Annotated in this window: 20 protein-coding genes; 9 read left to right on the forward strand and 11 right to left on the reverse strand. The window is 57.9% G+C overall.

Features of this window, described 5'->3' with window-relative positions; translation table 11 throughout:
* Positions 1–355: 355 nt before the first annotated feature.
* Positions 356–1,177: an SDR family NAD(P)-dependent oxidoreductase gene (locus tag ACP7AJ_RS13925; RefSeq protein WP_426060816.1), complete on the reverse strand. Its 822-nt coding sequence runs from the start codon at positions 1,175–1,177 to the stop codon at positions 356–358.
* Positions 1,178–1,345: 168 nt separating this feature from the next.
* Positions 1,346–2,077 carry a hypothetical protein gene (locus ACP7AJ_RS13930; RefSeq protein WP_426060817.1) on the reverse strand — a complete coding sequence of 244 codons (732 nt, stop codon included), beginning with the start codon at positions 2,075–2,077 and terminating at the stop codon, positions 1,346–1,348.
* Between the two features lie 124 nt (positions 2,078–2,201).
* Here ACP7AJ_RS13930 and ACP7AJ_RS13935 point away from each other — a divergent pair, with 124 nt between their 5' ends.
* Positions 2,202–2,927, forward strand: a complete 726-nt coding sequence (locus tag ACP7AJ_RS13935; protein ID WP_426060818.1) for an IS5 family transposase — start codon at positions 2,202–2,204, stop codon at positions 2,925–2,927.
* Positions 2,928–3,207: 280 nt separating this feature from the next.
* Here the strand turns inward: ACP7AJ_RS13935 and ACP7AJ_RS13940 are convergent, their stop codons facing one another.
* Positions 3,208–4,536 (reverse strand): hemolysin family protein, encoded by a 1,329-nt coding sequence (locus ACP7AJ_RS13940; RefSeq protein ID WP_426060819.1) that lies wholly within the window; start codon positions 4,534–4,536, stop codon positions 3,208–3,210.
* Positions 4,537–4,887: 351 nt separating this feature from the next.
* Between ACP7AJ_RS13940 and ACP7AJ_RS13945 the strand changes: the two genes are divergently transcribed.
* The 5 genes from ACP7AJ_RS13945 (at position 4,888) to uxuA (ending at position 10,372) form a co-directional block, all read left to right on the forward strand.
* A complete protein-coding gene (locus tag ACP7AJ_RS13945) occupies positions 4,888–7,143 on the forward strand; it encodes a xanthine dehydrogenase family protein molybdopterin-binding subunit (protein ID WP_426060820.1) in 2,256 nt (751 codons plus the stop codon).
* 338 nt (positions 7,144–7,481) lie between these two features.
* On the forward strand, positions 7,482–7,844 hold the full coding sequence (locus ACP7AJ_RS13950) for a hypothetical protein (RefSeq protein ID WP_426060821.1): 363 nt from the start codon (positions 7,482–7,484) through the stop codon (positions 7,842–7,844).
* Positions 7,845–7,865: 21 nt separating this feature from the next.
* Complete coding sequence (locus tag ACP7AJ_RS13955) at positions 7,866–8,288, forward strand: hypothetical protein (protein WP_426060822.1); 423 nt, start codon at positions 7,866–7,868, stop codon at positions 8,286–8,288.
* Between the two features lie 29 nt (positions 8,289–8,317).
* Positions 8,318–9,031 carry a class I SAM-dependent DNA methyltransferase gene (locus tag ACP7AJ_RS13960; RefSeq protein ID WP_426060823.1) on the forward strand — a complete coding sequence of 238 codons (714 nt, stop codon included), beginning with the start codon at positions 8,318–8,320 and terminating at the stop codon, positions 9,029–9,031.
* A gap of 168 nt (positions 9,032–9,199) precedes the next feature.
* Positions 9,200–10,372, forward strand: a complete 1,173-nt coding sequence (uxuA, locus tag ACP7AJ_RS13965; protein ID WP_426060824.1) for a mannonate dehydratase — start codon at positions 9,200–9,202, stop codon at positions 10,370–10,372.
* Between the two features lie 85 nt (positions 10,373–10,457).
* On the opposite strand, the gene ACP7AJ_RS13970 is transcribed toward uxuA, so the two are convergent.
* Positions 10,458–10,997: a hypothetical protein gene (locus ACP7AJ_RS13970; protein WP_426060825.1), complete on the reverse strand. Its 540-nt coding sequence runs from the start codon at positions 10,995–10,997 to the stop codon at positions 10,458–10,460.
* Between the two features lie 300 nt (positions 10,998–11,297).
* Here ACP7AJ_RS13970 and ACP7AJ_RS13975 point away from each other — a divergent pair, with 300 nt between their 5' ends.
* Positions 11,298–12,860: a M28 family metallopeptidase gene (locus ACP7AJ_RS13975; RefSeq protein ID WP_426060826.1), complete on the forward strand. Its 1,563-nt coding sequence runs from the start codon at positions 11,298–11,300 to the stop codon at positions 12,858–12,860.
* A gap of 259 nt (positions 12,861–13,119) precedes the next feature.
* Here the strand turns inward: ACP7AJ_RS13975 and ACP7AJ_RS13980 are convergent, their stop codons facing one another.
* The 6 genes from ACP7AJ_RS13980 to ACP7AJ_RS14005 all read right to left on the reverse strand — a co-directional run bounded on the left by ACP7AJ_RS13980 (position 13,120) and on the right by ACP7AJ_RS14005 (position 16,653).
* Positions 13,120–13,434, reverse strand: a complete 315-nt coding sequence (locus ACP7AJ_RS13980; protein WP_426060827.1) for a hypothetical protein — start codon at positions 13,432–13,434, stop codon at positions 13,120–13,122.
* A gap of 43 nt (positions 13,435–13,477) precedes the next feature.
* Entirely contained in the window at positions 13,478–14,335 is an 858-nt protein-coding gene (locus ACP7AJ_RS13985) for a dienelactone hydrolase family protein (RefSeq protein ID WP_426060828.1), read from the reverse strand.
* 49 nt (positions 14,336–14,384) lie between these two features.
* On the reverse strand, positions 14,385–14,819 hold the full coding sequence (locus ACP7AJ_RS13990) for an ACT domain-containing protein (RefSeq protein WP_426060829.1): 435 nt from the start codon (positions 14,817–14,819) through the stop codon (positions 14,385–14,387).
* 2 nt (positions 14,820–14,821) lie between these two features.
* The gene (locus ACP7AJ_RS13995) at positions 14,822–15,193 is read right to left on the reverse strand and encodes a cupin domain-containing protein (protein ID WP_426060830.1); all 372 of its coding nucleotides are present in this window, start codon (positions 15,191–15,193) and stop codon (positions 14,822–14,824) included.
* Between the two features lie 251 nt (positions 15,194–15,444).
* Positions 15,445–16,395 (reverse strand): GNAT family N-acetyltransferase, encoded by a 951-nt coding sequence (locus ACP7AJ_RS14000; RefSeq protein WP_426060831.1) that lies wholly within the window; start codon positions 16,393–16,395, stop codon positions 15,445–15,447.
* On the reverse strand, positions 16,396–16,653 hold the full coding sequence (locus ACP7AJ_RS14005) for a Kazal-type serine protease inhibitor domain-containing protein (protein ID WP_426060832.1): 258 nt from the start codon (positions 16,651–16,653) through the stop codon (positions 16,396–16,398).
* 244 nt (positions 16,654–16,897) lie between these two features.
* Between ACP7AJ_RS14005 and ACP7AJ_RS14010 the strand changes: the two genes are divergently transcribed.
* On the forward strand, positions 16,898–17,335 hold the full coding sequence (locus ACP7AJ_RS14010) for a CsbD family protein (protein ID WP_092673350.1): 438 nt from the start codon (positions 16,898–16,900) through the stop codon (positions 17,333–17,335).
* Between the two features lie 172 nt (positions 17,336–17,507).
* Positions 17,508–17,873, forward strand: coding sequence for a YtxH domain-containing protein (locus ACP7AJ_RS14015; protein WP_426060833.1), 366 nt, complete (start codon positions 17,508–17,510; stop codon positions 17,871–17,873).
* Positions 17,874–18,308: 435 nt separating this feature from the next.
* Here ACP7AJ_RS14015 and lysS read toward each other — a convergent pair whose 3' ends face one another.
* A complete protein-coding gene (lysS, locus tag ACP7AJ_RS14020) occupies positions 18,309–19,868 on the reverse strand; it encodes a lysine--tRNA ligase (protein ID WP_426060834.1) in 1,560 nt (519 codons plus the stop codon).
* Between the last annotated feature and the right edge of the window lie 198 nt (positions 19,869–20,066).

Below are 20,066 nucleotides of genomic sequence, written 5' to 3' on the forward strand. Positions count from 1 at the left end.
CTGTGAACAGTTTAAATGGCTGAAAAGGGCCTGATATACTATACGGCAAAGTTGCTATTGACGAGTCTTACTTGCTGGAAGGCCCGCAGCTTGGCCGAATATTTTTCTTTCCGAACCAAGATGCAGTCTTTAGTTTGTGAACAGTATAGGCTGATGAATAGTATGACCAATAAAAACCCTGGCTCTGCAAGAGCCAGGGTTTTTATTGGTCGTTGAGAGCAGCACAGCAGCACTTCATTGGCTTGGTTCTGCTTGCAATTGCAGGCGGTAATCGTTCGGCTTCCCTCTCTTTTCGAGAAGGGCAGGGACCGAGCCCGGTAGGAGTGAGGTCCTTTTGGGCGAACCTGACTAAGCTTTAGTACCGCGTCCCTTGGTGCGCACTTTCGTCCCCATCCACGGGCGCGCCCATCTTGTGCAGGTTGGCGGCCACCAGGTTGTCAGGAATAATGTTGCTCACTGCCACCTGCACCTTGTTCATGAAGCCGGAAATGACTTTGTCTTTGCCGGCGAGCAGGGCTTCGTAGCCATCCTGGGCTACTTTGGCGGGGTCGGCGCGGCTGCCTTGCACCAGTTTCGAGCGCTCCATGTCGGCTTTGCGGAAGAAGTCGGTGTCGGTGACGCCGGGCAGCAGCGAGGTGATTTTAATGTTGTACTCCTTCACTTCTTCGCGCACAGCTTCGGTGAAGGAAGTGACAAAGGCCTTGGTGCCGTGGTACACTGATTGAAGCGGGCCGGGCAGCTCGCCGCCGATGCTGGATACCTGCAGAATCATGCCGTCGTTGCGGGCCACCATGTCTTGCAGAAAGAGCTTGGTGAAAGTGACGTAGGCGCCGATATTGAGCTGGATGATGTCGAGCTCACGGCCGATGTCGGTGGTGGTAAAAAGGCCGTACTGGCCCTGACCAGCATTGTTTACCAGCGCATCGATGCGGATGCCCCTGTCCCGGACTTCGTCGTATACTTCAAACGGTGCCTCGGGGCGGAAGAGGTCTTTGGCAAGGGGCAATACTTTCACGCCGTATTGCTCGCGCAATTCGTGGGCGGTCCGCTCCAGCTGCTGCTGGTCGCGGGCGATGATGACGAGGTTGTAGCCGTCTTTAGCGAAGCAGTTAGCCAATTCGCGGCCAATGCCACTGGTAGCACCCGTGATGAGGGCGGCTCTGGGATGGTTTGCCATAGTTGTGGAAAGGTTAGGATGAAGCTTATCCTAACGCGGGGAGCACCCAAGCGGTTATAGTCGGGGTTGCAACAGTAGCGCGACCGTGCCCGCGAGTTACGCTCCGCTATCCGCGCGCCAGAATAGGGCGAGGGAACCCTGGGTACGGCGGGCCCGACTTGCGGCCGGTTACTGTTTGCGAATCAAAGGCAATTCAGCTTCCTGCACCACCAGCGTATCGCCGGCGGCGATACGGCCAGGCAGGGCAGCGTTCAGCACGTTGAACAGATTGCCCCCCGTCCCGCAACTTCCGCCACTTACGGTCGCCGAAAAATAGAAAAACATGACGGCGAGGCTCGCTTTCTCGCCACGTAGGTTAAGCACATACACAGGCTTGAATTCGCACTGTGACCCAAAGCCAGTGGATGGAGGCAGCGCTGTGCAAGCGTATACTGGCGAAACGCCTTGAATGTCGCGCACGATGTTAGTGCACTTGCTGGAGTTACTGGATGGAGTAGTAAACGGCCTCGGGTTCTTCGACGTCAGTACAGCTCTTTCAATGGTGAGGCCAGAAAACGTGAGGGGCACGCTGGAACTTTGTGGAGTTCCGCTCGTCGAAGTAGTAGTGTTGAGAATAGCTTCAGAAGGGCTGGTAAAAGCCAGTTCAGCCGCCAGAAACGGCGGAATAACGCCCGTCTTTATAGGCAGGCCGGCGAATTGACGCTCGAAATATCGACGGATTAAGGCATCGTTTTGTATTTCACCGGTTTGGGTAAACATACGCATCGGCCCGGCCTCAGGCGTAATGGAAACGGTATAAGTGCCAGTAGCCTCAAACTGCGGCCCTTCTATTGAATTGCGTTTGCTGCAGCCGGAAACCAAAATAAGGCCTAGGCCCAATGAATATAAAAGTCGCTTCATTTAGAGAAAAAGAGCTGTGGGTAGAACAGGTAAATGTATAAGAGCCTGTTTGGGATACTAAGCCGGGGTAAATAAAAACGAGCCAGTAAGTTGCGGCGGGAGTTCCTAGGCTCCCGGACGCTTTATGGTTGACGGCTATCAACCCCTTACTGACCCGCAGTGGCAAGTTATGCAGCCGCTCTTGCCCGTGCACGGCAACCGGCGCCTGTGCCTGCGGCGCGTGCTTGACGCCGTGCGCTACGTCTGCCGCACCGGCTGCCAATGGCGCGCCCTGCCGGCTACTTTCCCGGCCTGGACGGCCGTGTACTACTATTTCCGGCGCTGGCAGCCCGCCGTGTGGGCGCACCTCAACGAGGCGCTGAACCGGGCCGACCGCCTGGCGGCCGACCGGGCCGCGACGCCCTCGCTCGTGTGCGTCGACAGCCAAAGCGTGAAGCTGGCCCCGCGCATTTTCGAGCACCGGGGCACGGACGGCGGCAAGCACGTCAACGGCCGCAAACGGCAGCTTGTCACCGACGCGGAAGGCCGCGTATTTGCCTGCTACGTGCACGCGGCCAACGGCCACGACGGCACAGCGGCCACGCAGGGCCTGCTGCCGCGACGCCCCGACTGGGGCCACAGCGCCTGGTCACGGTGCTCACCGACAACGGCTGCCGGGGCGGCTTTGCCGCCCACCTGCAGGCCCTGGGCCTGCGCCACGAACTGGCCAGCCGGCCGCCGAGTGCGCGCGGCTTCGTGCCCGTGGCCAAGCGCTGGGTCGTCGAGCGCACGTTTGCGTGGCTGGCCTGTTTTCGGCGCCTGGCCGTCGACTACGAGTTTACCCCGGCCAGCCACCAAGCGTGGTTGCTGATTGCCAACTCAACCATGTGCCTCAACCGATTATGCCCAGCTTAAATCCCAAACACCCTCTTAGCGCACTGGGCAGTTTACCTATGTTCTCTTGTGTGGTGCCACTCGAAAAATTAGACATTATTTAATGTTGAATTAGTAAAGGGCATGCAGGATTTACTTGGTTATGTAACCTTAGCCGGCAAATGCTGCGTTGCTCTATAGATGCGCTTGTTAATCCAGAATAGATTGGACGTGCAAATTAGGTCTCAATCTGGACAGGCAGGACCAAGTATTTCATCTTAAGAACCAGCCTTGACTGGTTCAGCATCAGCCATCGGAGCGGGAGCATCGGCTTTTTCCCGAAATAGAATCTTGTCAATGCGGCTCTTGTCGACGTCAATGACTTCGAATTGGTGGCCCTGCCAGGTAAATTGTTCACCGGCTTTGGGAATGGCGCTCAGGATGTGCAGCACAAAGCCGCCCAGAGTGTGGAAACCCACGAGGCCTTCCTCCCCGGCGGTCGAAATAGCAAAACGCTCCACAAACTCTGCAAAGGGCAGCTGTGCATCGATGAGGTAGCTGCCGTCTTCGCGCTGCACGATGGCCGGCTCGTTTTCGTCGGGCAGGGGCACGTCGCCCACCAGGGCATCAAACAGGTCGTTGATGGTGACCATGCCCATGACGTCGCCGAACTCATCGACTACAATGCCCTGGTGCATTCGGGCCTCTTTGAACTGCTCCAGTGCCTGGTAGGCTTTGCTATTAGTGGGCAAGTACAGCGGGTCTTTCTTTAGCTCGGGCAACCGAGCCAACTGCTCATCGAGGCTGGGCTTTAGCAAGTCGGCCAGAAAGACGACGCCCTGTATATCGTCCAGGGTGCCTTGGCAAAGCGGGTACATCGACGAAACCCGCGACAACACCTTTTGCTTGTTGGTGGCCACGTCATCGTTCAGGTTCAGCCACACAATGTCGTGCCGGGCGGTCATGAGCGAGCCCAGGCGCCGCTCGCCCAGGTTAAAGACGTTGTTGACAATGTTGTTCTCGACTTCCGGAATCGTGCCTTCGGAGGCTCCTTCCCGCACCATCGACCGGATTTCGTCTAGCGTCACTTTGTTGTCTTCAGTGGCTTTGATAGGCAGGATGCGCATTAGCAGGTTGCTGGACGACTCCAGCAGCCAAATGAAAGGGGCGGCCAAGCGGGCCAGCATCGACATGGGCCCGGCCATCGCCTTGGAGATGCCTTCGGGATTGGTGAGGCCAATGCGCTTGGGCAGCAGCTCGCCTACCACCACCGAGAGGTAGGTAATCAGCCCGACGGTGAGTACGACGGCAATGCTGTGGCTGTAGGGGCGCAGCAGCTCGATGCCAGCAACCCAGCGCTGCACGGTGGTAGTGAGGCCCGCCCCGCTGAATACCCCCATCAGGATGCCAATAAGCGTAATTCCGATTTGAACCGCGGACAGGAATCGGTTGGGCTCGTTGCTCAGGTCCAGGGCCGCCTGCGCCCGGGCATTGCCCTGCTGGGCTTCCGTTTCCAGCTTACTCTTCCGGGAGGAAACCAGCGCAATTTCCGACATGGAAAACACGCCGTTCAGAATGGCCAATAGCAAGATGATGAGAATTTCCATGCCGCAGCTCAGTGAATGCTGCAGCCCTATACGAGCCGAAGAAAGGCTGGTACAGAAACGCAGGGCAACTTTTAGGTCTGTTTGGACTTTTTCCAACTATTGTTCTGACTACTGTTCAGGTTGCACTTTGCTGGGGTATTGCGGCAGTAGGGATGATGCGGGAGCTTTTGCGCAGCAGCTGGCTTTGCGCCGCCTGCTCATTTTGCTGCGGAGCGTCCCGCCTTAGGTCTGGGCAACTAGCGCGAGTTTAGCGCAGCGTAACTCGCGCTAGTTGCCATATAGCTTGCTGAAAATCATTTAAACGCCGTCCTAGCTGCACCGTAAAGACTTAACGTCATTACACCGACCGCTATGGAAAACCAGCCCCTTGCCGCCGCGCCTCACACCGGCCAGCCTCTCAACCGCGTAGATGGCCGCCTGAAAGTTACCGGCCAGGCCCGCTACGCGGCCGAGCACCCGGTAGCTGGCTGCGTGCACGGTGTGCTGGTGACCAGCGCCATTGCCCGGGGCCGCATCCGGCGCCTCGACACCGCAGCGGCCGAGCGGGCGCCGGGCGTGCTGGCCATCGTGTCGCACCTGAACTCGCCCAAGGTGCCCGGCTACCAAACGGCCGAAACCAACCACAACCCGCGGGTGGAAGGACAGGAGTTTCGCCTGTTCTTCGACGACCAGATTCATTTCAGCAACCAGCCCATTGCCCTAGCCATTGCCGATACGCTGGAGCGCGCCCAGCACGCCGCCACGCTGGTGCGGGCCGAATACGAGCGGGCCCCCCACCAAACCAACCTGGCCGCCAGCCTCGGCACCAACCTGGTGCCCGCCAAAGAGAAAGACCACGCCCGCGGCCAGGCTAATGCCTACCGCACCGCGCCGGTGAAAGTGGAGCAAGAATACCGCACGCCGGTGCACGTGCACAACCCCCTGGAAACCCACGCCGCCATTGCCCTCTGGCAGGGCGACCGGCTGACCGTGTACAACAAAACCCAAGCCCCCAAACTGGCCCAGGAAGACCTGATGCGCATGTTTCAGTTGCCCGAGGCCAACGTGCGCATTCACTCGCCGTTTGTGGGCGGGGCGTTTGGGGGCTCGTCGCGCGTCTGGCCGCCCGAGATGGCCGCCATTCTGGGTGCCAAAGTGGTGGGGCGCCCCGTGAAGGTGATGGGCCGGCGCGACCAGGAGTTCAACATGGTGGGCTACCGGCCGCAGTCCATCCAGAAGGTGGGCCTGGGCGCCCTGCCCGACGGCACGCTGGTGGGAGTGACTCACGAAGCCTTCGGCATGACTTCGCGCCATGAGCAGTTTGCCGAGCGCATCGTGCACCCCACCAAAACGGCCTACCGCACGCCCAACATCAACACCACCTACCGCCTGGTGCCGCTCGACCTGAGCACGCCCTGCTGGACCCGCGGCCCTGGCGAAACCACCGGCTCTTTCGCCCTCGAATCGGCGATGGACGAGCTGGCCTATGCCTTGAACATGGACCCGCTGGCCCTGCGCCAGAAAAACTACGCCGATACCGACCCCGAAAAAGACCAGCCCTGGAGCAGCAAGCACCTACGCGCCTGCTACGAGCGCGGCGCCGCCCTCTTCGGCTGGAGCAAGCGCACGCCCGCGCCCCGCTCCATGCGGGACGGCGAGTACCTCGTGGGCTGGGGCATGGGCTCGGGCATCTACAAATCCGAGCGGCGGCCCGCCACCGCCCGCGCTCAGCTGCGAGCCGACGGCACCCTGCTGGTGCAAAGCGCCACCGCCGATACGGGCCCCGGCACCGGCACCATTATGACCCAAATTGCCGCCGATGCCAGCGGCGTGGCCCCCGCCAACATCCGCTTCGAGCTGGGCGACTCGGCGCTGCCGCCCGCGCCCATTCAGGCGGGCTCGCACACCACGGCCTCGGTGGGCTCAGCCGTGCACGATGCCTGCGCGGCCTTGAAACAGCAGTTATTGGCCCTGGCCCGGCGAATGCCCAAGTCGGCCCTGAGTAGGGCGAAGGCGGCGGATATGGTGACAGATAATGGCAGCCTGCAGGTAGCCGGCCGCGCCGCCAGCCGCATCACCTACGCCGAGGTGCTGAAGCACCACCAGATGCCTTTGCTGGAAGTCACCAAAGAATCGAAGGGCGGGCCCGAGATGGAGAAGCACTCGGGCAAGTCGTTTTGCGCCAGTTTTGTGGAGGTGCAGGTGCACCCGCTCACCGGTGCGGTGCGCGTGAGCCGGGTGGTGTCGGTGGTAGATGCCGGCAAGCTCATGAACCTAAAAACTGCCCGCAGCCAAGTGTACGGCGCCGTGACCTGGGGCATAGGAATGGCCCTGATGGAAGACGCCCGCCTCGACCACCGCTACGGCCGCTTCGTGAACCATGACCTAGCTGAGTACCACATTCCCGTCAATGCCGACCTGCCGGATATCACCGTCGAGTTCATCGACCGGCCCGACCCGCTGCTCGACCCCATGGGCGCCAAAGGCCTGGGCGAAATCGGCATGATAGGTTTTGCCGCCGCCGTGGCCAATGCCGTGTACCACGCCACGGGCAAACGCATCCGCGAATTGCCCATTACGCCGGATAAGCTGGTGGGGGAGAAGGTGGGAAATAGCAGCCGTAGCTGAGTTCGGCACCGCGAAGACGCACAGCCCGCGTTGCGATTCGTTGCATACCCCTGGCGTATTCGCCATGAAAAGCAACCTTGCTCCCTGATGTATGTTGCCAATGTGCAAAAAAGGTGTTCATGCTTCGCTACGCGCTGTATGACCATACATTAGGCAATACAGCCACCTCGTCTTACAGTTGAGGTTAGTGCCATTGCATCAGACTTCGCGAGGGTTCAATTATTGTGAAAACATAACAATTTGTTATGAATTTAGCAACTATCAGCATATATTCATGTAAAGTGCAGCGGTTGTGCTCACTCATGCGTATGGCGTAAGGATATGAATTATCATATTAAATGAAGCCACTACTATTCCCGAAATCTATGGAGAATCTGTACCAACTTGATAAGCCTTTGACCAGAGCGGCCATTAACAAGGAAGCAGTGCCCGTTGCCCTGTCTCCACTGAAGATTACCAAGTGGTTGTTAGCAATAACATCCCTGCTTTTGTTAGCCAACATTGCAGCAATGGTTTTGAAGCATACGACAGCTAATCAAACCAAAATTTTCTGGTATTTTGATAAATTCTTTAACTTCAATTACGAAAGCAATTTCCCTAGTTTTTTCTCTTCTGTTCTTTTGATAGGAGCTGCGGGATTACTGCTCCTTCTGTACGTTATATGCAAGCATCAAGGAAATAATTACGCGAAGTCCCGGTAGTTCCTGTTGAGCTTGGTATTTGTGTTTCTGGCCATTGATGAAAACACCCAGATTCATGAAGTAGTGGCCGAGGTCGTACGTCCAAAATTGGCTTCTGATTTGTCCGGGCTCCTGTATTGGGCGTGGGTTGTGCCTTATTTTATTGCATTTGTAATAATTGTTGCTTACTTCCTGCCATTCGTAATCCGGCTGCCGAAAAAAACGCGTAGTCTGATTATTTTAGCTGGATTTATGTTCGTTTTTGGAGCCGTTGGCTTGGAGTTAGCTGAAGGTTATTTCTACAAGAAATACGGGTTAGAGCACATTTATAATGAGCTGCTGTATTGTGTAGAGGAGTTGTTGGAAATGACGGGCGTAATTCTTTTTATTTACGCTTTGCTGAATCACATGGCTTCGATGAACACGCCTTTATTGATTGAAAAAGAAGCGAAAACAATTGCATAAAGCTCCCTGCAATTATTGCTTATTCTTTCTTGGTCTCCTGCCATATTAAGGCCATGAGGGTTCAAGCCGCATACAACAAATGGGCGTCTACTTACGACGCTGTTCCCAATAAAACCCGCGACCTCGAGGCCAGGGCCTTGCAGCAGGTACTGGCGCCGCTGTCCTTCGCAAGCGTGCTGGAAATTGGCTGCGGGACCGGCAAAAACACCGACTGGTTAGCGACCCGGGCAACCAAGGTAACCGCAGTGGATTTCTCAGCGGCCATGTTGGAAGCTGCCAAGGCGAAGGTTGTGAATCACAACATTGCCTTTCAGCAGGCAGATATCACCACCGAGTGGGACTTTGTAACTTCTCCGGCTGACTTGATTACGTGTAGCCTGATTCTGGAGCATGTTCCGAACTTGGATTTGGTGTTTCAGCAAGCCAGTCGGGCGCTGCGCTCAGGCGGCTTTTTCTACGTGGGCGAATTGCATCCTTTCAAACAATACCTGGGCAGCCAGGCCCGATTTGAAACGGAGACCGGACGGGTTAAAATAGAAGCCTTTATTCACCACGCTTCGGAGTACATGGCTGCGGCTAGGAGCAATGGGCTAGCGTGCGTTGAATTCCGGGAGTTGTTCGATGATGAGGGCCAGGCCACTACTCCCCCCCCGAATACTGGCCTTGCTTTTTCAGAAGCGTGGTTAATGCACCCAAGGCGAGCCCGTGCAAAACTGAACAGGACTAAATCTCCGGGCGAGTAACCGCTTTCTTCGCGTTAGCCAAGCGGATAACGCACGTTCGTAGTACGCCTGCTACTGAACAAAACCTGCCAACTTACTCTCACATATCGCGACAGACGGTTATGTTTAGACGCTTTTTGGCGGCGCTTAACACTATTGTTTAAGCGAAACAGGCAAAGCACTTCCCCAATGCTCATCATTCAAAGCTGGCGCTGGTACGGCCCCAACGACCCGGTCAGCCTCTCCGACATCCGCCAAGCCGGCGCTACTGATGTCGTCTCGGCCCTGCATCACATCCCCAATGGCGTGGTGTGGCCCGTATCCGAAATCCAGCAGCGCCAGGCCGAGGTAGCCGCTGCTGGCCTCACCTGGAGCGTGGTGGAAAGCGTGCCCGTGCACGAGCAAATCAAGACCCGCACCGGCCATTACCAGCAACACATCGCCAACTACCAGCAGTCGCTGCGCAACCTGGCTGCTTGCGGCATCCGCACCGTCACCTACAATTTTATGCCCGTCCTCGACTGGACCCGCACCGACCTGGCCTACGAGGTAGAAGACGGCTCCAAGGCCCTGCGCTTCGAAAGAGCTGCCTTTGTGGCCTTCGACACGCACCTGCTCAAACGCCCGAACGCGGCGGCAGACTACACCGCTCAGGAACTCGCCCAGGCCGAAGCTCGCCTGGCTGGTATGAGCGACGCGGACCAGCGGCAACTCCAGCGCAACATCATTGCCGGCCTGCCCGGCAGCGAAGAAAGCTTCACCCTAGAGCAGTTTCAGCAGGCTCTTGATGCCTACCAGGGCATCGACGCGGCCAAGCTGCGCGAGCACCTGATTCTGTTTCTGCAGGCTATTATGCCGGTGGCGGAAGAAGTAGGCATCAACCTGGCCATTCACCCCGACGACCCACCTTACCCCATTCTGGGCCTGCCCCGCGTGGTGAGCACGGCCGAAGACGTGGCAGCTTTGGTTGCGGCCGTGCCCTCGCTGAGCAACGGCCTGTGCTTCTGCACGGGCTCTTTCGGTGTGCGCGCCGACAACGACCTGCCCGGCATGGTGCGTCAGTTTGCCGACCGCATCCATTTCATTCATCTGCGCAGCACCCAGCGCGATGCCAACGGCAACTTCTACGAAGCCAATCACCTGGAGGGTGATGTGGACATGTACAGCGTGATGCGCGAGCTCATCGCCGTCATGCGCCAGCGCCAGGTCAGCCTGCCCATGCGCCCCGACCACGGCCACCAAATGCTCGACGACCTGCACAAGCGCACCAATCCGGGCTATTCTGCCATCGGCCGCTTGCGTGGGCTAGCCGAGCTGCGCGGGCTGGAATTGGGTATTACGCGAAGCCTGCAACCCGCTTAGCTCGCCACTTCCTGCGACGTGCAAAAACAGAAAAGCCGCTACCAATTGGTAGCGGCTTTTCTGTTTTTGCACGTCGCAGGAAGGCCTACTTGTTAGCTTTCCTAGCTGATTTGGCAGCTTCTTTATCGGCTTTGGTGCCCTTCACTTTGACTTTGTCGCCTTTGATTTTGACTTTCTCAACGCCGTCGCCCTGGCCAAAGCCCCGGCCGGGGCCACCGCCGCGCTGCATGCGGTCGGCTTGCGTGGCGGTGTACTTGGTGTACTGGTCGGTGGTCAGCACTTCCTTGAACTGGTTGTCGTACTTGGTGCGGTTGGCTTCCATTTGCGTGCGCATCTGGTCGCGGTTGGTGGCGCCGCGGCCTTGGCCCCGCATGGCTTGCCGCTCTTGGCTGCGGGCCAGCAAAATTTGCTGCACGCGGGTGGTTTGGTCTGCACTTAGTCCCAACTCCTGCGCCATGCGCTGGCTTTGGCGGCTGGCCATCTCTTCGGGCGTGCCCTGGCTGCGGCCGTAGCCGCGGCCATCTTGCGAGCCGTTGGCGGGAGCGGTTTGGGTGGTGGTTTGGGCGGCGGCAGTTCCTACGGTGAGGGCGAAAGCGGCCATCAGGGGCATCAAAAAGGATTTCATGATTCGAGAGAGATAATGGGTGGTTGAGATAATTTGGCCTTTCCGGCGCTGAACAAATCGACTCGTTCTGCCGGAGTATTTGCAAACCATCGGCCCGAAATCAGCCCAACAGCTTAAAGCCGGACGGGTAGGGTGGAAGCACCGACCAACGGCCTGAATCCACAGACGGGACCGACAATTTGGCTGCTGGCTTTCCCCCTTTTTATCCCCAAGATTGGCCCATATGCCCTGCCAAGCCGTGGTAAAGGCCCTGTTCAATGCCTACCTTAGGCATCCTAACCCACAGCAATGCTTTTCTCGATGAATAAACTAGTGCTTCTTGCCCTGGCCGGTGCCTGGGCCAGCGGGACGCCCGCCGCGGCGCAATCCACTGAAAAAACAGACGCGGCTGCGCTTGCCAAAATCCGGGACGAGGGCATGAACCGCTCCAAGGTGATGGAAACCGCTTTCTACCTCACCGACGTGAGTGGCCCGCGCCTCGCCAATTCCGACGGCCTGAAGCGCGCCAACGAGTGGGCCAAAAAGCAGCTTACTCAGTACGGCCTCGCCAATGCCAACATTGAGCCCTGGGGCGACTTCGGCCGCGGCTGGGACATCGAGAAGTCGTACGTGGCCATGACCGCGCCCTACTACCACACCATGGTGGGCGCCCCCAAAGCTTGGACGCCCAGTACGCCCGGCACCCTCCGCCTGCCCGTGGTGGTGATGAAATCCGCCACCACCGAAGCCGACCTCGACAAATACAAAGGCCAGGTGCGCGGCAAAATCGTGGTGATGGACGTGCCCGCCCCGCCCAAGCCCAGCACCGACCCCGACCTGCGCCGCTATTCCGACGAGGACCTGCAAAAGATGGCTGACCCCGCCGCGCCGCGCCCGGCTGCCAACATGCCCGATGCCGCCGCCATGGCCGCCCGCCGCGCCCAGGCCGAACTCCGCACCAAAACCGCCGATATGCTCATAAGCGAAGGCGCGGCTGCAGTGCTCAGCGCCCGGGGCGGCATCTACGGCACCTTCAACACCACCAACGGCGCGTCATACGCCGCCGACGCCAAGCCGGTGCTGCCCGAGATTGAAATGACCATCGAAGACCAGTTGCGCCTGATTCGCCTGGTAAACGCCGGAATTCCGGTAGAAGTGGAGATGGAAACCAAAACCCGTTTCCAGGCCCAGGACCTGAAGGGCTATAACGTCATTGCCGAAATCCCTGGCACCGACCGCAAGCTGAAAAGCGAAGTCGTGATGCTCGGTGGCCACATCGACTCTTGGCACGCTGCCACCGGCGCCACCGACAACGCCGCCGGCTGCGCCGTGATGATGGAAGCCGTCCGCATTCTCAAAGCCACTGGCATGAAGCCGCGCCGCACCATTCGCATTGCGCTGTGGGGCGAAGAGGAGCAAGGCCTGCACGGCTCGCGCAACTACGTGAAAAACAACTTTGGTGACCCCGCAACTATGAAGCTGCTGCCCGCCCACGAGAAACTGACGGCCTACTTTAACCTCGACAACGGCGGCGGCAAAATCCGGGGCATCTACGCTCAGGGCAACGAAGCCATTGCGCCCATTTTCAGCGAGTGGCTAAAGCCCTTCAACGACCTCGGGGCCACCACCGTCACGCTGCGCAACACCGGCAGCACCGACCACATCGCCTTCGACGCTGTGGGCCTGCCCGGCTTCCAGTTCATTCAGGATGGCCTCGACTACTTCCCCCAAACCCACCACACCAACCAGGATACCTACGACCGTCTCATTCCCGAAGACCTCAAGCAGGCTTCCGTAGTAGTGGCCTCGTTTGTGTACAACGCCGCCATGCGCGACCAAAAGCTGCCCCGCAAGGCGCTGCCCACACCACCCAAGGCCCAGTAAAAAACGCTCCACGTCTGAAACGTGAAAAGCCCCGCTGACCATTGGTCAGCGGGGCTTTTTCTTGAAGCTATGCTCGCCGCGAAGAGAGCTTGCAGAACGTTGTGTAGGGACGCGACACTTCGCGTCTCGGCGTTGAACGACTTGTATTAGGAAGGTGACTGTAAGTGCAGTTTTTATGGCGCGAACGCCGAGAAGCGACGTGTCGCGTCTCTACACCGTTCCTGTTGGTCCTCATGCCCGGTGTAGTTAAACTACTTCGCTACTCCACCAGCCCCAGAGTGCGGGTTAATTTATTCTTCGGAATGGTGATAATGATGCTTTGGTCTTGCTTTTCGGAGCGAGCCCGGCGCCGGTCCACCAAGTCCTGGATTTTGTCTTTTTTAGAATCTGTCGTAGTTAAAACCTTGGCCACATCCATAATCAGCGAAACGGCGCGCGGCACCGGTACGCTCACTTCCTGATAATCAGGGTCGGGTGGGGGAGCTTGACTGGGGGCAGGGCCCCCCTGTGCCAAGCTACTGGTGACTTTGAGCAACAGCGCAGCAAGTAAAACGGGTAGTTTCTTACTTGACATGAATACCGAGTGTTTGCGACAAAGATGCCGCTAAACCGTCGGTTTACCTTAGTTTTTCCTTGAAAAGTCGAAGGGTGCGGTCCCAGGCCAGCTTCGCGACTTCGGCGTTGTAGCGCGCCGGCGATGTGTCGTTGTTGAAGGCATGGTTCGCGCCTTCGTACACATACAGCTCGTATTTGGTGCCAGCGGCTTTCAATGCCGCTTCGTAAGCTGGAATGCCGGCGTTCACCCGCTCGTCGAGGCCGCCGTAGTGCAGCATCACCGCGGCTTTGATTTTAGATACGTCTTCGGGTTTGGGCTGCGAGCCGTAATAAGCCACGGCAGCGTCCAGCTTGGGGTCGTTCACGGCCAACTGGTTGGCCATGGCACCGCCCCAGCAGAAGCCCACGGCGCCGGTGCGGCCATTGCAGTCGGGCCGGGCGCGCAGGTACTCCAGGGCCTTTAGGTAATTATTCAGGTTTTTGGCCTTATCGAGTTGGCCAATGAGCTCGCGGCCCTTGTCCTCATCGGTAGGGGTGCCGCCGAAGGGCGACAGTGCGTCCACTCCCAGGGCCAAGTATCCCGCCTGCGCCACGCGGCGCGTCACGTCCTTGATGTGCGGCGTGAGCCCCCGGTTTTCGTGAATAACCACCACGGCGCCGCGCTTCCTGCGGCCCTTGGGACGCACCAGGTAGCCGCGCATGGCCGCGCCATCACCAATCCAGGTCACCTCCTCGGCTTCCAGATTATCGGCCTCGGGCGCGATGGTGGCCGCCTGGGCATAGCCCGGCTCCAGCACTGAAAGGGCCGCCAGTGCCAGGCCCGTGCCGCCGGCTAGCTTCGCCAGCCGGTCCAGAAACTCCTTGCGGGTAAGCGGAGCGTGGGTGTATTCATCGAAGAGGTTGATGATGCGTTGGTCCATGAGGCTAAATGTACTGGGTTAGGGTTGAACGTAAGTCCTTCAGCTGCGCCTAGTCCTGGGCCGGAATAGCGTTAGAAGATGGCGCCGCTGCTTGAGCCGATAAAGCTCGGAGGGCGGCCAACACGCGTTCGGCATCAACTTGGGCCACAAACAGATGGTCATGATAGTAAGCAGCCACCACGTTGCAGCTGATGCCTTCCTGAGTAAGGGCAGTGGCAACGGCAGCCGTCAGGCCCACCGCGGCCAGGGAAGAATGCACGTTCAGCGTAATCCAAGCCGACACATAATCATAAGCCAAACCGTGAGCATCGGCCACCTCGCGGGCCATAATCAACGTGAGGCCATCGGATTCCCGAAACGAGCCGAGTGTTTCCGCTACCGGAATAGCCGAATCAGTAGCGACCGTGCAGAAGACAAATTCACCGGCATTGAGCACTGGGTGCATATTGGTCAGCAACTGCCCCAAGTTGGTTTCGCCAGTCATGTTTACTCCGCCTCCCGGTTCACGGTATCGGGGCTGAAGGCCGGCACGCAAATCGACCAGTACGCGCACTCCTCTTCAAAAGGATTGGAGTAGCGCACCCGTGCCCCGCCTTTGATGAGCAGCGCCTGCCCGGCCTGCAGTTCAACTACGTCGCCATCGATTTCGAACCGCTTGCGGCCGCGCACCACAATTGTGAACTCATCGAAGCTAGGGGTTTGGTGGGGCTCGCTCCAATGGGGAGGTGCCACCATGTGAGCCAGGCTATAGGCCGAGGTGCCAGTGCTGGCCCCGCCCACGTGCTCTTCAATGAGCTTGCCGTCGGTGGTCGGAACTACAAAAGGAGTAGGGTTGAGAACGTAGCGTTTTTCAGACATTGTTAGAAGTGCGGTAAAGTAGGAGAAAGAACAAAATACTTCCCTCCTCAGCTGAGGAGGGGATGTTGGAGCCGCAGGCTCGGACTGGGGTGGTTAAACTCGTTGAACAACACCCGAACGACTAGCGTCGGGCTCTTTCTGCCATCGTTGGCTCCGCCGTCCTTCGGTTCAACGACTCAACCACTTCAATTTTGCCTGCGGCAAAATATCTTATCTTTGAAAAGGAGGGGAACTGGTCGTGCCAGTAGCGGTTACGGCTTCAGCTTCTCCAGTAGCTCAAAAGCGCGCGAATTGTATTTCCAGACAAAGAAATACGGCGTCTGCACTGCTCCAAACTGGACCCTAATCCGCTCAACGGCTGGCAGCATGCTCCCCTCAAAATCAAAGCAGTCCAGCCCCAGCACTTCGCTGGCGTAGCGAATGGCCTCCCAAATAAGCAGGATGCCCGCCCCGCTGTCGCGCAGGGCTGGGTCGTCGCCCGAGAGGTGATAGTAGGCCGCTTGTTTGTCCCAAATAAGATAGGCTGCCGAGTGAATCCGGTCCTGCGCGTCCACGGCAAAGAACATTTGCCGGGCTCCATTGGCGGCAAGAGCCGCATCGTGCTGCTCAAACTGGACCCAGGAGTACGGCATGGGCAAGCTCTGGCGGTCAAAACTCATTTTATTGAGCTTGTAGAACTCCTCGGGCGAACGGTTGTGCACCACCCGCACCAGCTGCTGCGCCTTCTGAATGTTGCGGCGAATGTTGCGGTTGATACCCGCCTCTACCCGCGCCAGCTCTTGTAGGCCGCTGAGGCGGTAGGTATAGTAAGTGGTCTGCCGGTACTTATTCCAGTAAAAAGGCAGCCAATTCGTGAAGGTGGGGTAAAAGTTCTGCTTGAAGGCCGCAAATTCGGGCAACTGCTTTAGCAGCTCCTCCAGCAGCAAATGCTCCTTTTTCAGCACCCCCCGATACCCGGGCAGCAGGTAAGGCCCCAGCATCTTCACAAAGGGCGGCATGGTTACGTAGCGAAACGGGCCCTTCTGCTTGTAGAAGTAAGGCAGCGCCGCCACCACCCGGTCTTGCTCATGGGCCAGCACCACGTCCCAGTGGCCGCCGGCAGCGCAGGCATCGAGGTACCACGCCTGAGCGAACACCGGCACATCGGGCGCGATGCGGCAGAAGTCGCGGTAGCGGGCTTTGGCGGGCAATGAGGCGGGCACTTACTTCGGCTTGGCTTCCGGGCAGGGGCCTTTGGTATAGGTGCGTACGCCAGCGTTGTCGGCGACACAGGCGTTGGAGTAGGTCTTGCCATTGCACCCGCACACCGGCTCGTACTGCATGGTGCAGATGGCTTCGGGATTGATTTTACTCGGGTCGATGCACGCAGCACTGGCCGATGCCGTATCCGTGGGAGGGGCCTGGCGCTGGCAGCCCAGGGCCAGCAGCAAAGCGGCAAATACAAGGCGGGGCGTTTTCATAAGCAGGAAGGATTCGGCGAATCTACGCCGAGGCCTCTAAAGTAGCGTTGGTCAACGGCCAAGCAAACGCCGCTGCTTCGGTATGTTACGGAAAATTTACCGCTAAGCTCAACCCCTGGCGTTGCCCGCCGTATAGCTTGCCAGACCAAACGCGGGTCTAAATCAAAAATGCTATTTTTGAATTTCCTCCAGCGCCTCCTCTAGAACATCTTTCACCCCCATTCACCCTTCATTACCCATTACCATGTCGTACCACGAAGAAGACAACAACGCCGGCAAAATTTTGTTAGCCGCTATCGCCGGTGCCGGCGCTGGCATCATTGCCGGTATGCTATTGGCTCCCGACAAAGGTTCGGCCACCCGCGAGAGCTGGAAAGGCGTTGCTACTAAATACAGCGGCCAGCTCGGCGAGCAAGCCACCAAGCTCGGTTCCGACCTAGAAGCTAAATTTAAAGAATACGCTGGCAAGCTCGAAGACCTCGGTCTCACCGGCGCTGGCAGCACCCTGAGCCTGAAAGGCGACTGGAACGACATCAAAGGTCGTTTGAAGCAGCAATATGCCCAGCTCACCGACGAGGACCTGACCTATGCAGAAGGCCAAGGCGACGAGCTAGTAGGCCGCTTGCAAGGCAAGCTCGGCAAAGGCAAATCGGAAATCACGAAAATGCTGAACGATATGTAAGTTGGCTTTTAGCCCACTTGCTGCAAAGCCCCGCACCGCAAGGTGTGGGGCTTTTTTGTTGATATTTTCCGGCACGAGTCAGCAGGATACGTGTTTTATTGCTGCAGGCTAACAACTAGCTCATTTTACCGTTAGATAAAAAACTGCGAACAACCCCATTTTACTCCATGTCATGAAAGACGACAACGGCAAAGTTATTTTCTCGCTCATCGCCGGTGCTACCGCTGGCATTGTGGCCGGCCTGCTGCTGGCTCCCGAAACCGGCGACCAAACCCGCGCCCAGCTGCGGGAATCTGCTTCGAAGTGGGGCGGCGACCTCAGCAAGCTCGTAAAAGACACCCTAGCTAAGGTGCAGGGCCAAGGCCAGGCCGAAGTGCCCGGCCACACCAACCCCAGCGCCGCCGTGAGCGAAGACAAAGAAGCCGCCGACCGCCTCCTGCAAGGCCTTAGTGGTAACACTTCCGCGGGCCACGACTTCAGCGACGACCCTGACTACGACGGTTTTGGCGATGAGCCCCGTCACCAGCCCCGGGGCTAGAACCGAACCGGGAAGAAACATAATTTTGGCATTTTTATCGCAAGCGTAACCTGCCCGCTTTCGTCCCGTAAAATCACACATAATCGCCTTGAAAGAAGGCCGAAACGTGTTTCCAGTAAAATTGCCGACTGTAGGAGCTTCTGTTGAATTAGGTTAAAAAATTCAGTAGTAAAATCAGACGTGTCCATCGCAAGCTTCTGGCAACAACAGCGGTTTGAAGGGTAAGACGATTGTAAAAGAAAAGCCCCGCACGACATTTCGTGTGGGGCTTTTCGATTTAAAGGTTTAAGCGTTCTAAGTTCAACTCAGTTTATACGCTTGTTACACGTCTGTCATCCTGAGCCTGCGAAGGACCTTATCACGTTATGGCAAGTCGTTCAAACATGATAAGGTCCTTCGCAGGCTTAGGATGACAGAGGATTGAGTATTAAGCTACTACTTCTCGCCCTCCTTCTCCTGCTTAGCCTGCTGCACGTTTTCCGGCTTCATCTGCGGGAAGAACAGCACATCCTGAATAGAGTGCGAGTTGGTCATAATCATGCTTAGGCGGTCGATGCCGATGCCCAGGCCGGCCGTGGGCGGCATGCCGTATTCCAGGGCGCGCAGGAAGTCCTCGTCGAGCACCATGGCTTCAGTGTCGCCGCGCTTGCCTAGCTCCAGCTGGTCTTCGAAGCGTTTGCGCTGGTCGATGGGGTCATTGAGCTCCGAGAAAGCGTTGCAGATTTCCTTGCCGTTGCAGATGGCCTCAAACCGCTCTACCATGCCGGGACGGTCGCGGTGCTTCTTAGCCAGCGGCGACATCTCTACTGGGTAATCGGTGATGAAGGTGGGCTGAATCAGCTTGGGCTCCACGTGCTCACCAAAGATTTCGTCGATGATTTTGGCTTTGCCCATGCTGGGGTCCAGGTGCACGTTCAGCTCGTGGGCGGTTTCGCGCAGCTGCGCCTCATCCATCTCGCCTATGGCCTTCCCCGTGTACTTCTCAATGGCCTCGAACATGGTGTAGCGCTGCCAGGGGCGCTGGAAGTTGATGAGGTTGTTGCCCACCTGCACTTCCGTCTGGCCGTGCAGCGTGGTAGCCACGCGCTCCACCATTTCTTCCACCAGGTCCATCATCCAGGCGTAGTCCTTGTAGGCCACGTAGAGCTCCATCTGGGTGAACTCGGGGTTGTGGAAGCGCGACATGCCTTCGTTGCGGAAGTCCTTGCTGAACTCGTACACGCCATCGAAGCCGCCCACGATGAGGCGCTTCAAATACAACTCGTTGGCAATGCGCAAGTACAGCTCCATGTCGAGCGTGTTGTGGTGCGTCTTGAAGGGCCGGGCTGCCGCGCCGCCGTACAATGGCTGCAGAATCGGCGTCTCCACTTCCAGATAGCCTTTGTCGTTGAGGAAATTCCGCATCGACTGCACCAGCTGGGTGCGCTTGATGAAGGTGTCGCGCACGCTGGGGTTCACCACTAGGTCCACGTAGCGCTGGCGGTAGCGCTGCTCGGGGTCGGTGAAGGCGTCGTAGGTCACTTTCTCCCCGGTGGCCTCGTCTACTTTCTCCTTCACGATAGGCAGCGGGCGCAGCGCCTTGGCCAGCAGCTTCAGCTCCGTGACGTGGATGGACGTTTCGCCCACCTGCGTCTTAAATACGCGGCCTTTCACGCCAATAAAGTCGCCCAAGTCGAGCAGCTTCTTGAACACAACGTTGTACAGGGTCTTGTCTTCGCCCGAGCAGATTTCGTCGCGGTTCACATACAGCTGAATGCGGCCCGAAGTGTCCATCAGCTCAGCAAAGGAGGCCTTGCCCATCACCCGCGACGACATCAGCCGGCCAGCCAGCGTCACTTCCTGGAAGTTGTTCAGCTCGGGGTGGTAGTTGTCGTGAATCTCCTTGGCATAAAACGTCACGTCGAACAGTTCCGACGGGTACGCTTCAATGCCCAGCTTTTCCAGTTCTTCGAGTTTTTGGCGGCGCTGTATTTCCTGTTCGCTGAGGTGCTGCATAAAGATTGGACCACAGATTTAACAGACTTCAACGGACGAGTAGGAATTATTGGTGGTTCCGGTCCGCGAGTTGTGTTGTCTGGTGGTGTAAGCCGCGAGGGCGTGTTGATAGTTGAATGAACCGCAAAAGTACGGCACGAAAAAAGCCGCCCCGAAACCGGAACGGCTTTGTAACAAAAATAACGATTCAATGATAGG

Source organism: Hymenobacter sp. B1770 (assembly GCF_049896385.1).
Classification (GTDB): domain Bacteria; phylum Bacteroidota; class Bacteroidia; order Cytophagales; family Hymenobacteraceae; genus Hymenobacter.